Here is a 14,885-nt window from a genome sequence, read left to right on the forward strand (position 1 = left end):
CTTAAAAACTAGCCTGGAAAATCGGCTAGGCCAAACTTACTGATTTTTGAAACGCCTAAATTTGTCCTTCTAGCAACCAAAGGACCCAATGCAATCAAAGTGATAAACAGCAAATAAATTTCAATGTGATAAACGAAGCTATAGCCCGTTGCCGGACTCATTAATGCAGAACCGATGGCTCCACTCGTTGCCAATTGGCCAATAAGATCCCGAATAGCGCCGCCTAAGGACATGCCAATTCCTGAACAAGTAGCAGTCACGGCGCCCCAAGCGCCTATCACCATGCCGCTCATATTGTCTTGCTCCATACTCATGGCAATCGTGAGAGTACTCACAGCAAATAAGCCCCCACTAAAGCCGATCAAGAGTGCGCCCAATCTGAATAAATTAGGAGAACCCAGTGGCTCTGAAAAGATCACCATGGTGAATGCGATTAAACCGAGTAACAAACCTAGTGCCGCAATTCTGTGGGCATTGTGGCCACGGCTTAACCATCTGGCTGAAAGTGAAAATGCCAATAGAGATCCAAAAGCAATGAGCGCTGTCAAAAAACTGGTTGCCGAAACATCCAACTGTAATATCTCGCCACCATAGGGCTCCAAAATAATGTCTTGCATGCTAAAGGCAGTTGTTCCAAGACCTAGCATGACCAAAAACCGACGTACGTTTGGCTTTCTAATGAATTCTTGCCAGCTCTGAGTAAATTTTGGCTGAGGAATTTCTGGAGAGGTATTTTTGGGCTGCCGAGCCTCTTGCTTCCACAGGGCAAAGAGATTAAGCAATAAAGTGAGGATGGCCACACCCTGTATCACCCTGATTAATTGCATTGGACTGAAAGGATCCAAAAATACGCTAAAGAGAATTCCACTAAACACCATGCCAACTAGCAACATGACATACATCATGGCAACAACGCGTGGCCTATTCTTTTCATCTGCTAAATCGGTTGCTAAAGCTAGGCCAGCAGTTTGAGTGGTTTGCATGCCGGCGCCCACTAGCAAAAACGCTAAAGCACTACCGAGGTAACTGAACCAAATGGGCCAGTGTGTATCGCCAGATAACAAAATGAGGGCAAATGGCATGATGGCAAGCCCGCCAAACTGCAACCAAGTACCAATCCAGATATAAGGAACTCTTCTCCATCCCAATATTGAACGGTGAGTATCTGACTTATGACCAATGAGAGCTCTAAAAGGAGCAAAGACCAAAGGTAAAGCTACCATTAAGGCCACTATCCAAGCATCTATATTCATCTCCACAATCATGACGCGATTGAGAGTACCTACCAACAATGAGGTAGCCATACCAACGGATACCTGGAACAACGACAGCCTTAATAAACGACTTAAAGGCAAATCAGGAGTTGCCACGTCTGCAAAAGGCAAAAAGCGAGGGTGAATCCTCGTCCAAGCTTTCGCGATTTTAGACATGTTCATCATGATTGCTTCTTCAACTCCATGAGCTGAGATTTATAAAAACCACTTGATACCAAGTTGGTATAAGGCACTTCCCAGTCAATAAACCATGGCGATTCTTGAATCGATTGATGTAGCCTGGTTTGGCTAATGGGCTCAATGAATGGCGCCCGGTCTCTTCTGGGAAACAAACGACCGACTCGAATCATGAGCTCAAGCGGTAATGTGCTTGGCGCAAAGGTAAAGAGAATTTTTTCACTCACTCGCGAAGATAACTTCTCTAACACTACCAACATATCTTTAGCGCAATAATGAATCATGGAGTCCATGCCGATCACATAATCAAAGTCGCCATAGGCCTCATCCAGCATATCGCCTGCATGGAACTGAATGTTTTGACGATCGCTTTCAGGAATTCTGCTTTTGGCTAGCTCAATTAAATTAGGAGATAAATCGACTGCAGTAACTAAAGCACCCTTATTGGCTAATTCAAGCGCTAAAGCCCCTGTTCCACAACCCGCATCTAGAACTCTTTTGCCAGTCAGATTTTCTGGCAATCGACTAACAATACTGTTGCGCATTTGATCGCGCCCTGCTCTCACGGTTGCACGAATACCGCTCACTGGCGCATCTGATGTTAGCTTTGCCCAAGCATCGTTGGCAGTACGATCAAAATAGTCCTGTAGCTTACTGCGTCTATCTAAATATGAAATAGCATCCATGATTAATCAAATCCGAGTAAGTCAAAGATTTCACGATCTTTTAGTGACTCCATCAACAAAGGATCATCATCTAAAAGTAAGCTCGCAGCTAAGCGGAGATACTCCTCTTTCACCGCCTCAATTTCAGGGGTTGATTCCATTTCAAAGATGGTGCATTTCTTTAAACGACTCTTACGAATGGCATCCAAGTCAGGGAAATGCGCCATCTTCTTGAGACCAACGCGATCATTGAACTTATCGATCTGGTCAGTATCTTGGCTACGATTAGCGATCACACCACCTAAGCGTACGTTGTAATTTTTGGCTTTTGCACTAATCGCCTGAACAATACGGTTCATGGCAAAGATGGAATCGAAATCATTAGCAGCGACGATCAATGCTCTATCTGCGTGCTGCAAGGGTGCAGCAAATCCACCGCACACAACGTCACCTAGTACGTCAAAAATAACGATGTCAGTATCTTCTAACAAATGGTGCTCTTTTAAGAGCTTCACGGTTTGACCAACTACATAGCCACCGCAACCAGTACCTGCTGGTGGGCCACCGGCCTCTACACACATCACACCATTGAAGCCCTCATAGACAAAATCTTCTACACGCAGCTCTTCAGAGTGAAAGTCGACTGACTCCAAAATATCAATGACGGTAGGCACCAACTTTTTAGTGAGGGTAAAAGTAGAGTCATGTTTAGGGTCGCAGCCAATCTGAATGACCCTCTTACCTAATAAGGAGAATGCTGCAGAAAGATTGGAGGAGGTTGTACTCTTTCCGATCCCGCCTTTGCCATAAATGGCAAACACTTTGGCATTACCAATTTTCTCGTTTGGATCAAGGTGAACTTGCAAACTGCCCTCACCGTCCAATGGCTTACTTCGAGAATTGATAGAAGAAATTGGTATGTTAACCGTTTCCATTAAATAGGCACTCCCTCATATACACCTTCAAGTCGATCTTCAAAGTCATTGGCAACGCGACGTAATGTCTCTAATACCGATGGCTCTGGCTTCCAATAATTTCTTTCTGATGCTTCTAATAAGCGACTTGCTACTTTCGCCGATGATGCAGGGTTCAGACTCATCAAACGCTCGCGCATTTCTGGATCTAATATGAATGTTTGGGTGAGGTGTTGATATACCCAAGGCTCAACTTGGCCGGTGGTTGCAGACCAACCTACGGTATTGGTGAGATGACTCTCTAATTGACGTACGCCCTCATAACCATGCTTGAGCATACCTTCATACCACTTAGGATTGAGCATGCGTGAGCGGGTTTCTAATGAGACTTGTTCATTTAAGGTCCTGACTACAGCATCGCCCTTGGTTTGGTCGCCAATATATACTGGCGCTGCTTTACCACCCTTTGCGCGACGCACAGCACGACTGACACCACCCAGGGTATCGAAATAAGTATCAATGGTTGTTACGCCCAATTCAATGGAATCGAGATTTTGGTAGGTCAACTCGACATCTGCAAGAATGGAATTTAATAATTCACTTTGCACTACTGGTCTACCGGATCTTCCGTAGGCAAAGCTTTTGCGGCGTGTATAGGTTTCTGCTAATTCATTTTCATCTTGCCACAGGCCGTTATCAATCATCATATTGACGTTCGCACCATACGCGCTTTCGGCATTTCCAAAGACACGCAATGCGGCTGTCTCTAGATCACAGTTATTACTAGCTTGATAAGCAAGAGCATGCTTGCGAATGAAGTTCTGCTCAACGGGCTCATCTGCTGCTGCCGCTAAATAAGCAGCTTCAGCCAAAATCTTGATTTGCAAAGGCATGAGATCTCTGAAGATTCCAGAAATAGAAACCATGACATCGATCCGTGGGCGTCCCAACTCTTCTAGTGGTACAAGCTGCGCACCAGCCAATCGGCCAAAGCTATCAAAGCGTGGTAAAGCACCCATCAAGGCAAAGATTTGCGCAATAGGGCCACCTTCTGTTTTTAAATTATCAGTGCCCCAAAGAACCATGGCGATAGATTCTGGCAATGGATTTCCGTCAGCTTGATATCTTTCTAAAATCTTATTTGCTTGGTATGTACCATCCTTCATCGCGAACTTACTTGGGATGCGGAATGGATCAAAACCATGAACATTTCTACCAGTAGGTAGAACTTGAGGGTTGCGCAATACATCGCCACCTGGAGCTGGACGAATATACCGGCCTTCTAATGCCTTCAAAATACCTTGCATTTCACTGTCGGACTGTAAGTCACGATACATATTCAATACTTGATCAAGCTCGTCCCTTAAGCTTGGTGTCAAGGCAAGCCCTTGCTCCTTAGAGAACTGCTCAATACTTTGGCAATGCATTAATGCGCTCATGACCTCTCTAGAGAAATCTTGAATCTGACCCTCTTGGACAGACGCATAGCTCATCAACATATCCAAGCTTTGCTCAGCACTCATTTGACTGCCTAAGATATGCAAGCCATAAGGAATCAAGGTGTACTCTAATTCCAGAATTTGCTCACTCAAATGCATTACGGCTTTATTAACAGCATTTGCATCCAAAGTTTTCCATGCAGGCTCTGCCGCAACAAACTCCAATGCCACCGCCTGTGCTTGCAGAGAATCTAAAAGTTCCTGTGTATTGGCATCCCAAACTTGATTCTCTGATTGACTGCCCTCTGTAGGCACAGCCTTGCGCCAATGCTCTACGGCCTCTTTGAGCTCTAAGAGACCTTGATACAAACCTGCCTGAGAAACTGGTGGAGTGAGATAACTAATGAGTGTTGCACCAGCACGTCTCTTGGCAATCGCTCCTTCAGATGGATTATTTGAGGCGTAAATATATAAATTGGGTAAATCATGAATCAGACGGTCTGGCCAGCATGATCCAGACATACCTGATTGTTTTCCGGGCATAAACTCGAGTGCACCGTGTGTACCAAAATGCAAGACAGCTGAAGCAGAAAAATCTTCGCGTAGGTAACGATAAAACGCTGAGAAGGCATGCGTAGGTGCAAATCCCTTTTCATATAGCAAACGCATTGGATCACCCTCATACCCAAATCCAGGCTGAAGTGCGACAAAGACATTACCAAATTGCTTACCCAACACAAAGAGTGATGATCCATTCGTTAGAAACTTACCAGGCGCTGGGCCCCATTGGGCCTCAATCTCTTTTAACCAAGGTTCGCGTTTAATATGATCATCCACACTGATATGCGCTTGCACATTCGCATCAGTGCCATATTGCTTTGCATTACCAATCAGAATCTGATCCCTAAATTCATCCAAGGAATTTGGCACATCAACGGTATAGCCCTCTGCTTTTAAAGTCTTCAGAGTATTAAACACAGACTCAAATACGCTCAAGTGTGCAGCTGTTCCTACTCTTCCGGCATTTGGTGGGAAATTAAACATCACCAAAGCTACCTTACGATTAGCACGCTCAGATTTACGCAGTGCAATGAGTTTGCTCACGCGCGCCGCCAACATCGCAGTGCGCTCCACACAAGTATGCATATCGTGACGATTAATACTGGCTTCAAATACGCAGGCTTTATGACATCCTGTGCACTGCACATCTGCCTCACCAGCACGACCGCCAAACACCATTGGAACAATCGCGCCATCCAACTCTGGAATAGCAATCATGAGTGTGTTCTCAACTGGCAATAGGCCACGATCTGAGCCGCCCCAATCATTTAAAGTCTGGAACTCGAGCGGTTGCGCAGCAAGATAAGGGACATCAAGTGAGGCCAACACTTCTTCTGCAGCTTTGGCATCGTTATATGCAGGACCACCCACCAAAGAAAACCCGGTTAAGGAGACCACAGCATCTACTGTATTTTTTCCATTTTGGAAAAAGAATTGCTCAATCGCTGGTCTAGCATCTAAACCTACTGCAAAGATTGGTAACACTTGCAATCCTTGTGCCTCTAGAGCAGCAATGGCTGAATCGTAATGCAAGGTATTACCTGCCAAGATATAAGACCTGAGCAATAAGAGGCCAACTCTACCTTTAGATTTCTTGTCACTCACCAGCTTTGGCAGATCATCTAAAGATTCACTCATCCGACCCTGCAGTCGTGGATGATAGATACCGTTATCTGGATAAATGACTGGTTCGACCAATTTCTCTTTGGTTTTTAATACTTCACGCTCACCGGTAGCATAGCGATTCACCAAATTTTTAACCATATGGTAAAGATTCTCTTCGGAGCCTCCCAACCAATATTGCAATGTTAAAAAATAGGCCCGAACATCCTGAGCACCGCCAGGAATAAATCGCAAAATTTTTGGTAAGCGACGCAACATCCGCATTTGCGCAGCACCGCCTGTCTGGGATTTTTCTTTATTTCCTCTGAGCCGCTTGAGCAAACCAATCAAGCCACTCGCAGGTTTACCCATATCAAAGCCGCCCATGCGGGTGAGGCTGACCACTTCGCCTGCTGACATTGCACACACAATCGCATCACAGTGGTCTCGTCTTGCTTTGAGAGCTTCGATCACTGGCTTAAAGTGATCTTCCATAAAGAGCATGGTCACAATCAAAATATCTGCAGTTGCAATATCCTGGAGGCAGCTTTCCAAAGCATTGTTATCAACCGTCCAGCTTGATGCCGCATGAATGGTCAATTCCAGACCAGGCATCTTCTTTTTGAGAGCGTAGCGAGCCCGCTCGGTCGCGCTAGCCAAGTGCGTATCCATCGTCACAATCGTGACTCTCATCGATGTACGCTTATCTGCCATAGTGGGCCTTTGCGTCATAGAGAGTTTCGATCGTAATTTGGCTGATGCCATGCTCTACTGCAAATTTCTCAGTATTGCGTCGCGCCTTACCTCTGACAAAGAAAGGAATTTTTCCCAATTCCTTTTCAGCAGCTGCATCCCAAAGATTTGTTGGATTAGCGCCATTAAATACTTCCGCATTGACCTGAGCTGCTTGAGGAAGATCGCCATCACCAGCGCTCTTTGTAACAGGAGCATGTTCTTTTTCAGCTGGGCTAGCATGACCCAAGTGGGAAGGAGCTGCTTTAGCGCTAAATTCAAAGTCATCGCGGAACATCATGATGAGATGCTCTTCTAGACCCATCATCAGCGGATGAATCCAAGTGTCAAATAAAACATTAGCACCTTCAAAACCCATTTGGGGAGAGTAGCGCGCTGGGAAATCTTGAACGTGCACTGGAGCAGAAATCACTGCACAAGGAATACCTAATCTCTTGGCAATATGGCGCTCCATTTGAGTGCCTAGAACCAGATCTGGAGCTAATTCAGAAACTTTTTGCTCAACTTCCAAATAGTCATCTGTAATGAGTGCTTCTACATCGTAGGATTTGGCAGCCTCACGAACTTCACGAGCAAATTCACGACTATAAGTTCCTAAGCCAACCACTTTGAAGCCAATTTCTTCTGCGGCCACTTTAGCTGCAGCGATCACATGACTAGCATCACCAAAAATAAAGACCCGCTTATCAGTTAAGTATGTGGAGTCAACCGATTTTGCATACCAGCGCGCCCGCTCTTCTTGGGCTGCCAAAGTTGTTTCTGGATTTAGCTTGGCAAGTTGCGCTACTTCTTGAATAAATGCTTTAGTCGCTTTTGTGCCAATCGGAATGATCTTGGTAAAGGGTTGGCCAAAAGTTTTACTGAGCCAAGTGCAAGTCAGTTGAGAAATTTCTGGGTAGAGTGAAACATTGAAGTCAGCTTCTGGAAGCTTACTGAGGTCAGCTACAGAAGCATTTAAGGGTGCCACCACTCTCACTTCTATGCCCATCGATTCGAGCAAGCCACGAATCTCTTGAACGTCATCACGATTACGAAAACCTAAAGCGGTTGCCCCTAAAATATTGCAGCTGGGTTTTTGACCCTCTTGCTTGTTGGCTGCAAGTTTCTCTTGATACTGTTGTGCTGAAATCGATTTATCTACGCTGACTAAGCCACGAACAATGTGATAGAAAGTTTCTGAAGCGCCCCAATTTTCTTTTTTCTGATAGGAAGGCAATTCCAGCGGGATGACTGGAATTGGCAAACTTAATGCCCTTGCTAAACCACCTGGATCATCTTGAATCAATTCGGCAGTACATGAGGCACCAACAATCATTGCCTTAGGTTGAAAACGCTGATAAGCATCATTCACTGAATCTTGGAATAATTGCGCTGTGTCACCACCTAAATCTCTTGCCTGAAAAGTGGTGTATGTCACTGGCGGACGCTTACGTGAGCGTCCAATCATCGTAAAGAGTAGATCTGCGTAGGTATCTCCTTGAGGAGAGTGCAGAACATAATGCATATCTGTCATTGAAGTTGCAATTCGCATTGCCCCAATGTGAGGAGGCCCTTCATATGTCCACAGAGTTAATTGCATAGATTTCCTTAAGCAGCCAATCTCATACTGCGATTTAAGGGACGTGCAAAGAGCTCTGCTAAATCTGCAGCCTGCTCATATCCGTGCACGGGACTAAACACCAACTCAATCGACCACTTAGTCGTAATGCCCTCTGCCTCTAGAGGATTGGCCAGCCCTAAACCACAAACCACAATATCGGGCTTATCACTGCGACATCTATCGAGCTGCTTCTCTACATCCTGACCTTCCACAATTCTGGAGTTCTCGGGTAACAATTCCAACTCGGATTCAAGATGCTGCTTATGCAAATAGGGTGTACCAATTTCAAGCACCTTCATGCCACATTCTTGTGAGAGGAAGCGGGCTAACGGGATTTCTAATTGAGAATCTGGAAAGAAAGAGATGCTTTTGTTCTCCAACATTGGCACATAGCGCGCTAAACTCTTCTTAGCACGCTCAATTCTGGGTTGAGTGACTTCATCAAAACGTGTCGCTGAAATCCCCCATTGATTTGCAGCCGCTTTTAACCAAGCAGTAGTGCCTTCTACGCCAAATGGAAATGGTGCAGAAATTCTTTGAGCACCACGCTCTTCAATCAACCTGGCTGTCTCAGCCAAAAATGGTTGCGCAAGCAAATATTGAGTGTTGCCATCAATTTCAATTTTTTGCTGAGAATTTTTAGGTGGGAAAAAGGAAACTTGACCAATACCAAGCTCAGTAAACAGACGTTGAAATTGATCTTCGACAACATCAGGTAAGCAACCGACAACCAATAGCTTTTTCTCACCGACTGCTACTGGTTTTGGAATCTCATTCACCAAAGAGGCGAGGCATGCATCCTCACCCTGAGTAAAGGTAGTTTCAATGCCACTACCGGAGTAACTCAAGATGCGGCAGTGATTTAAAAACTCTTTATTTAATCGCTGCGCTGCCCTTGAAAGATCCAGCTTGATGACCTCAGATGGGCATGAACCCACCAAAAATAGCATTTTGATATCAGGACGCCGAGCTAGCAGAGCCTTCACTACACGGTCTAGCTCCTCATGTGCATCGGCAATACCAGCGAGATCGCGATCATCAATAATGGCAGTAGCAAAGCGAGGCTCAGCAAAGATCATGACCCCTGCAGCGGATTGCACTAAGTGAGCACAGGTACGCGAACCCACTACCAAGAAGAATGCATCTTGAATCTTGCGATGAAGCCAAATAATGCCAGTGAGGCCGCAAAAAACTTCTCTTTGGCCGCGCTCTTTATAGATAGGAATATTTTTTCCTACGCTACTGATTTGATCTTTTGGCAAGTCTACGATTGCATTCATGCGACAACTCCCTCATTCATCTGCAGACGAGCGATGCGCAGTTTGTAAATAAATTGGCCAGCATTAATAAAGTAGGAGGCGTAGGCCGCCAAAGCTAAGTACATCAAACTGCGCTGACTGATATCTCCGATGATGAGGAAGTAAAGATAGAGTGTGTGCAGGAAAATAACCAACATACTAAAAACGTCTTCCCAGAAGAAGCTTTCTGCAAAGAGAAACTTTCCAAAAACCACTTTTTCCCAAATACTTCCTGTCAGCATGATTAAGTAGAGAAATACAGTCTTAATCACCACGGAAATCGTTGCTAATTCATAGCCATTGCCGCTAATGAGATATCTCAGGACCAAACAGAGACTAATTAGGCAAACCAAAAACTGAATTGGAGCCAGAATTCCCTGAACTAGGGTCCACACTGTGGCATCGCGTCTTGCGCGTTGTTCTGGGTTGTAAAGAGGCTTACTAGTCTTCATGTTTTGAGGCTGCCTTGTTGGCTATGTGTAAACAAAACTTTACGCCAAAAATGCCTCACAAAAACTAGTACTTACCCTAATATAGGTAAGTACAAACCCTATTTTAGGCAAATTAATTGCTGTATCTTAACTAAAAGTGTAATATTTATTTTACATTTTTACTATCGCTCATTACGTACTTACTAACCTAAGGGCTATTTAGTGAACACATTAGCTAAAAAAGAACTCATCCTGGAAGTTGTCAGTACTCAATTACCAAACTTAATTGAGGAGATCGAACGCAAAGTCGATGACTCGGCTTCTAGAATTTCCTCAAATCAAAGCTGGGTTCAAACCACCCCCCAAGCAAGGCGTGATCATGCCCCCAATACCTTGGATGAAGAGGAAATCAACAGAATTGCTGATCTACTGCTCAATGCTGAAGAAGATGCATTTGAATATGCAATCAAAACACATAAAGCCCATGGAGTCCCCATTGACTACATCGTCTTGGACCTTATCCCAGAAATTGCTCGAAAACTAGGTAAGCACTGGGAAGAAGATAGTCTGAGCTTTGCGGATGTATCTATTGGTGTGAATAAGCTTGAAAGAGTCATTTACAAGCTCGATTACCTCTTTCAGGCAAATCAGCTTGAGCGGCAGCAAAACAAATCGATCTTTGTCTCCGGTTGCCCTGGTTCGCAGCATTCACTTGGTACGCTCATCTTTGCCAACTTCCTGACATTTTCTGGCTGGCAGGTGCATCGACCAAATAAAGTCAACATCGACTGCATGGTTGAAGGAGTTGAATCAAAAAATCATCAAGCACTTGCGATATCCGTTGCGACAAATGAGCAACTTGAACAACTTCCAAACTTGATAAGTTTACTCAGACAAAAATCGAAGAACCCTAAAATCATTGTTCTGATTGGTGGCCCGCTTTATAATAAGACGCCCGATGCATTTGACGATATTCAGGCAGACATTAAAGCTTGTAGCCCTGAGGAATCCGTTCAAAAACTTGAGCAATATCTCAGCCATTTAGATATACAAGTAAAAGAAAAACTGTGACCAAAATTTATAATCCTGATTCTACAAAACTCAATACTGTAGATATTGATTTAGCAGCAGAGTTACTAGCCCTATCAGTAGATTTGGTCCTCATCGTCAGTAGTTCTGGCGTCATCGAAAAAGTGATCAATGGCTCCAAGCCTATTTCCAATAATACAAATTGGTTGGCTGGAAAAAAGTGGCTTGACACAGTAGCAATTGATAGTCAGCCAAAAGTCAACGCCTTACTGAAAACTCGTGAAGATCACGAAGAACAAAAATGGCGTCAAGTGAATCAAGAGATAGATGGCACTGCCTCTCTTCCGATTCAATACAGCACCATCTTTTTCCCATCCAACAATAAACTGATTGCTATTGGTAAAGATCTCAGTGGGATATCTACTCTGCAGCAAAAATTAGTAGAATCACAACAAGAGATTGAGCGTGAATATGCGAATCTGCATGCTATTCAACATCGTTACTTGCAACTCTTCAATAGCATTGATCAAGCCTACCTCATTGTTGATAGTCAGACTTTAAAAATCATTGAAGTCAACAAATCGGCTGGTTTTTTAGTGGGCGATTTGAAAAAGATCCAGGGCAAGCTCTTTGTTAACCTCTTTCCCGCCAAAGATCATGAGGCAATTCAAAGTTATCTCCTGGAATCTAAATCTGGAATATTGCAATCTTCTATACAGACAACACTAGAACACCTAAAAGAGAATGTAGAAGTTTCAAGTGCCCTATTGCGTGAAGGCAATCAGAATGTTTGCTTGGTATCGATTAAGCCGAAATCCCAGGCCACCCATCCTGGTACTGCGAACGAGCAAGCATTATTACTTTCTCAAGCCTTAGAAGATTTTCAAGACGGTTTCATTGTCTGCAGCACCAATGGAGTCATCCTTACGAGCAACAATACCTTTGTCTCGATGTCTCAATCCACCCAAAAAGAAAGCATCCTTGGGAAATCATTGGAGATATGGCTAGGAAGGGCAAGTATTGACCTCAAGATTCTTTTGGGCACAGTACGCGAATACGGCTCTATCAAAGATTATGCGAGCACGATTACGGCAGATGATGGCAGCTCCCCTCTAGATGTCCGCATTTCTGCCGTTGGATTTAATAGTGGCAAGCTCTCACTGGTTGCGATTGGCATTCATCAAGCTTCAAAGGCTTCAAATCAACCGGCTGATAAGCCAGATAATCTAGGTAAGAACGCAAAAGAGTTAACGCAATTGGTTGGCAAGGTACCGCTCAAGCAAATCGTTACTGAGACTACTGACATCATCGAAAAACTCTGCATCTTGGCAGCACTTGATCTCACTATGTCCAATAGGGCATCTGCAGCTGAGCTACTTGGCTTATCGCGCCAAGGCCTGTATATCAAAATGAGACGCTTTGGCATTGTCGATAGCAATGCCAATGATGATATTGACGCCTAAGATCGAATGAATGATCAGACAGCAGTATTAGGCTTAATTGATATTGCTTCTGATGCCAGGGGATGGGGATTTTCTCGGTACATTTTAGGTAAACGTCCTTTTCATCACATTCCCGGTCTACTGTTTTGCAAAGTTTTAGGCTCGGGCATGAATGGTGGGTTTAGCACTACACCTAGCCTTACAAAACAAGGCTTCTTTTGCGTCTTTGATTCTGAACATCATGCTGCTCGCTTTCGAGAATCCTCATTGATCGTCAAAGCCTATGAGAATCATGCTCATGAATTTTTCACTGCCACTGTCAAGGCCTACTCTAGTCGTGGCTCTTGGTCTGGATTTTCCATGTCGTGCTCCGATCCAAATCCTCCTTCACAGGGTCCGATTGCATCGTTAACCAGAGCCTCTATTAGACCGAGTAAAGCAATCGCATTTTGGAAAAAGGCAAAGCCTGCTGAAGCGGCCATTGCGCATGCGTCCGGAAAAATTCTGACAGCTGGAGTTGGTGAAGCGCCCTACTTTCGTCAAGCTACCTTCACCATTTGGGACAACGCGCAATCCCTAGAGCAATATGCTCAGCAAGGGGCGCACCTAGCAGCGATTAAAGCTGCATACGGACAATCCTATTTTTCTGAATCGATGTTTACTCGCTTCAAGGTGATACAAGCGCGAGGAGTTTGGCAGGGCAAGCATGTCAACATCACCTAAGATCCTGATTGTTGGCGCCGGCATAGGAGGGCTCACTGCCGCCCTTGAGCTTGCGCATCGCGGTCTAGATGTCACTGTATTAGAAAAGAGCGATGCTCCTGGTGGAAAGATTCGCACCATTAAAGTAAATGAGGCGGCAATTGATTCTGGACCAACCGTCTTTACGATGCGCTGGATTTTCGAACAACTCTTTGCTGACTGTGGTGAAAGTTTTTCTGCAGAGTTTGAATTAGAAGCACTCGATATCCTTGCCCGTCATAGCTGGGGAGAAGCCCCGCTCGATCTCTATGCCAATACCCAGAAGAGTGCTGACGCGATTGGCCAATTTGCCGGTGCTAGGCAGGCTCAATTATTTTTAGAATTCTGCAAAACGGCCAAAAAGGTATATGAAACACTGAATGGGCCATTTATCGAATCGCCTCGCCCAAATTTGCTAGGCATGATGTCATCTCTAGGAGTAACAAAGGGCAAAGTACTTTGGGATATTGGGCCGTTTAGCAATCTTTGGTCCTCATTAGCAAGCTATTTCCCAGACCCACGATTGCATCAATTGTTTGGTCGCTATGCAACCTACTGTGGATCATCTCCATACCTGGCGCCAGCCACGCTCATGTTAATTGCTGAAGTAGAAATGAAGGGAGTATGGTCAATTAAAGGCGGCATGACCAAGATTCCAGAAGTGATTGCGCGCTTAGCCCAGAAAAAAGGTTGCCACTTTCAATATGGGGCTGAGGTTCAGTCTCTACAATTTTCAGGCGCAAAAGTAAGTGGCGTTCAACTCACCTCAGGGGAGGTGATTGGGTGTGATTTCCTCATCTTTAATGGTGATATCAAGGCTCTACAACGTGGCTTACTAGGCGAGAAGGCAAACACTGCAATTCCTCAAAGCTTAAAACAAACCGATTCACTTTCTGCAGTTACTTGGTCTATGCGCGTCAGGGCCTCAGGCTTTCCTCTGGTAAGGCATAACGTATTTTTCAATCAGCCCTACCAAAGTGAATTTACAGATATCTTTGAGAAACAGAAACTTCCAGAAAGTCCAACGGTCTATATTTGCGCTCAAGATAGAACCGATTTTGCAAACCAAACTAATGACTATGAGAGACTTTTTTGCTTAGTCAATGCACCGGCTAATGGTGATAATCAATTTGATGATGAGGAAATAGAACGATGCGAACAAAAAGCTTTTTCACTCATGCGCCAGTATGGCCTTCAACTACAGGATGCGCAGATTATGAGGACATCCCCTCACGAATTTACCAAACTATTTCCGGGACGCGGTGGAGCTCTTTATGGTCAAGCAACCCACGGCTGGATGAGCTCCTTTCAACGGCTCGGCTCTCAGTCTCAAATTCCGAATCTTCTCCTAGCGGGAGGCAGCACTCATCCGGGGCCGGGAGTGCCCATGGCAGCAATGTCAGGACGATTGGCGGCCGCAACGCTGATGGCACACCTCGGTTTGACCAAGCGGTAGATCC

11 protein-coding genes are annotated in these 14,885 nt (G+C 44.8%); 4 read left to right on the forward strand and 7 right to left on the reverse strand.

What is annotated here, in order from left to right; translation table 11 throughout:
• Positions 1 to 8: 8 nt before the first annotated feature.
• The 7 genes from FD968_RS08105 to bchF are packed head-to-tail and all read right to left on the reverse strand — an operon-like array spanning position 9 to position 10,234.
• A complete protein-coding gene (locus FD968_RS08105) occupies positions 9 to 1,439 on the reverse strand; it encodes a PucC family protein (RefSeq protein WP_371817734.1) in 1,431 nt (476 codons plus the stop codon).
• A complete protein-coding gene (gene bchM / locus FD968_RS08110; protein WP_215365413.1) occupies positions 1,436 to 2,137 on the reverse strand; it encodes a magnesium protoporphyrin IX methyltransferase in 702 nt (233 codons plus the stop codon). The genes FD968_RS08105 and bchM overlap by 4 nt, the downstream gene beginning before the upstream one ends.
• Before the next feature lie 2 nt (positions 2,138 to 2,139).
• Positions 2,140 to 3,051, reverse strand: a complete 912-nt coding sequence (bchL, locus tag FD968_RS08115; RefSeq protein WP_215365415.1) for a ferredoxin:protochlorophyllide reductase (ATP-dependent) iron-sulfur ATP-binding protein — start codon at positions 3,049 to 3,051, stop codon at positions 2,140 to 2,142.
• Positions 3,051 to 6,863, reverse strand: coding sequence for a magnesium chelatase subunit H (locus FD968_RS08120; protein ID WP_251367551.1), 3,813 nt, complete (start codon positions 6,861 to 6,863; stop codon positions 3,051 to 3,053). The genes bchL and FD968_RS08120 overlap by 1 nt, the downstream gene beginning before the upstream one ends.
• On the reverse strand, positions 6,835 to 8,463 hold the full coding sequence (gene bchB / locus FD968_RS08125; RefSeq protein ID WP_215365417.1) for a ferredoxin:protochlorophyllide reductase (ATP-dependent) subunit B: 1,629 nt from the start codon (positions 8,461 to 8,463) through the stop codon (positions 6,835 to 6,837). Before bchB ends, FD968_RS08120 begins: the two co-directional genes overlap by 29 nt.
• 8 nt (positions 8,464 to 8,471) lie before the next feature.
• A complete protein-coding gene (locus FD968_RS08130) occupies positions 8,472 to 9,764 on the reverse strand; it encodes a ferredoxin:protochlorophyllide reductase (ATP-dependent) subunit N (protein ID WP_215365419.1) in 1,293 nt (430 codons plus the stop codon).
• Positions 9,761 to 10,234 carry a 2-vinyl bacteriochlorophyllide hydratase gene (gene bchF / locus FD968_RS08135; protein WP_215365421.1) on the reverse strand — a complete coding sequence of 158 codons (474 nt, stop codon included), beginning with the start codon at positions 10,232 to 10,234 and terminating at the stop codon, positions 9,761 to 9,763. Before bchF ends, FD968_RS08130 begins: the two co-directional genes overlap by 4 nt.
• A 201-nt stretch (positions 10,235 to 10,435) precedes the next feature.
• On the opposite strand from bchF, the gene FD968_RS08140 reads away from it, so the two are divergent.
• The 4 genes from FD968_RS08140 to crtD are packed head-to-tail and all read left to right on the forward strand — an operon-like array spanning position 10,436 to position 14,881.
• Positions 10,436 to 11,284, forward strand: coding sequence for a B12-binding domain-containing protein (locus tag FD968_RS08140; RefSeq protein ID WP_215365424.1), 849 nt, complete (start codon positions 10,436 to 10,438; stop codon positions 11,282 to 11,284).
• Complete coding sequence (gene ppsR / locus FD968_RS08145) at positions 11,281 to 12,705, forward strand: transcriptional regulator PpsR (protein WP_215365426.1); 1,425 nt, start codon at positions 11,281 to 11,283, stop codon at positions 12,703 to 12,705. The genes FD968_RS08140 and ppsR overlap by 4 nt, the downstream gene beginning before the upstream one ends.
• Positions 12,706 to 12,711: 6 nt before the next feature.
• Entirely contained in the window at positions 12,712 to 13,407 is a 696-nt protein-coding gene (locus FD968_RS08150) for a spheroidene monooxygenase (RefSeq protein ID WP_215365429.1), read from the forward strand.
• Positions 13,391 to 14,881: a 1-hydroxycarotenoid 3,4-desaturase CrtD gene (crtD, locus tag FD968_RS08155; RefSeq protein WP_215365431.1), complete on the forward strand. Its 1,491-nt coding sequence runs from the start codon at positions 13,391 to 13,393 to the stop codon at positions 14,879 to 14,881. The genes FD968_RS08150 and crtD overlap by 17 nt, the downstream gene beginning before the upstream one ends.
• The last annotated feature ends 4 nt before the right edge of the window (positions 14,882 to 14,885 follow it).

Source organism: Polynucleobacter sp. AP-Titi-500A-B4 (genome assembly GCF_018688095.1).
Classification (GTDB): domain Bacteria; phylum Pseudomonadota; class Gammaproteobacteria; order Burkholderiales; family Burkholderiaceae; genus Polynucleobacter.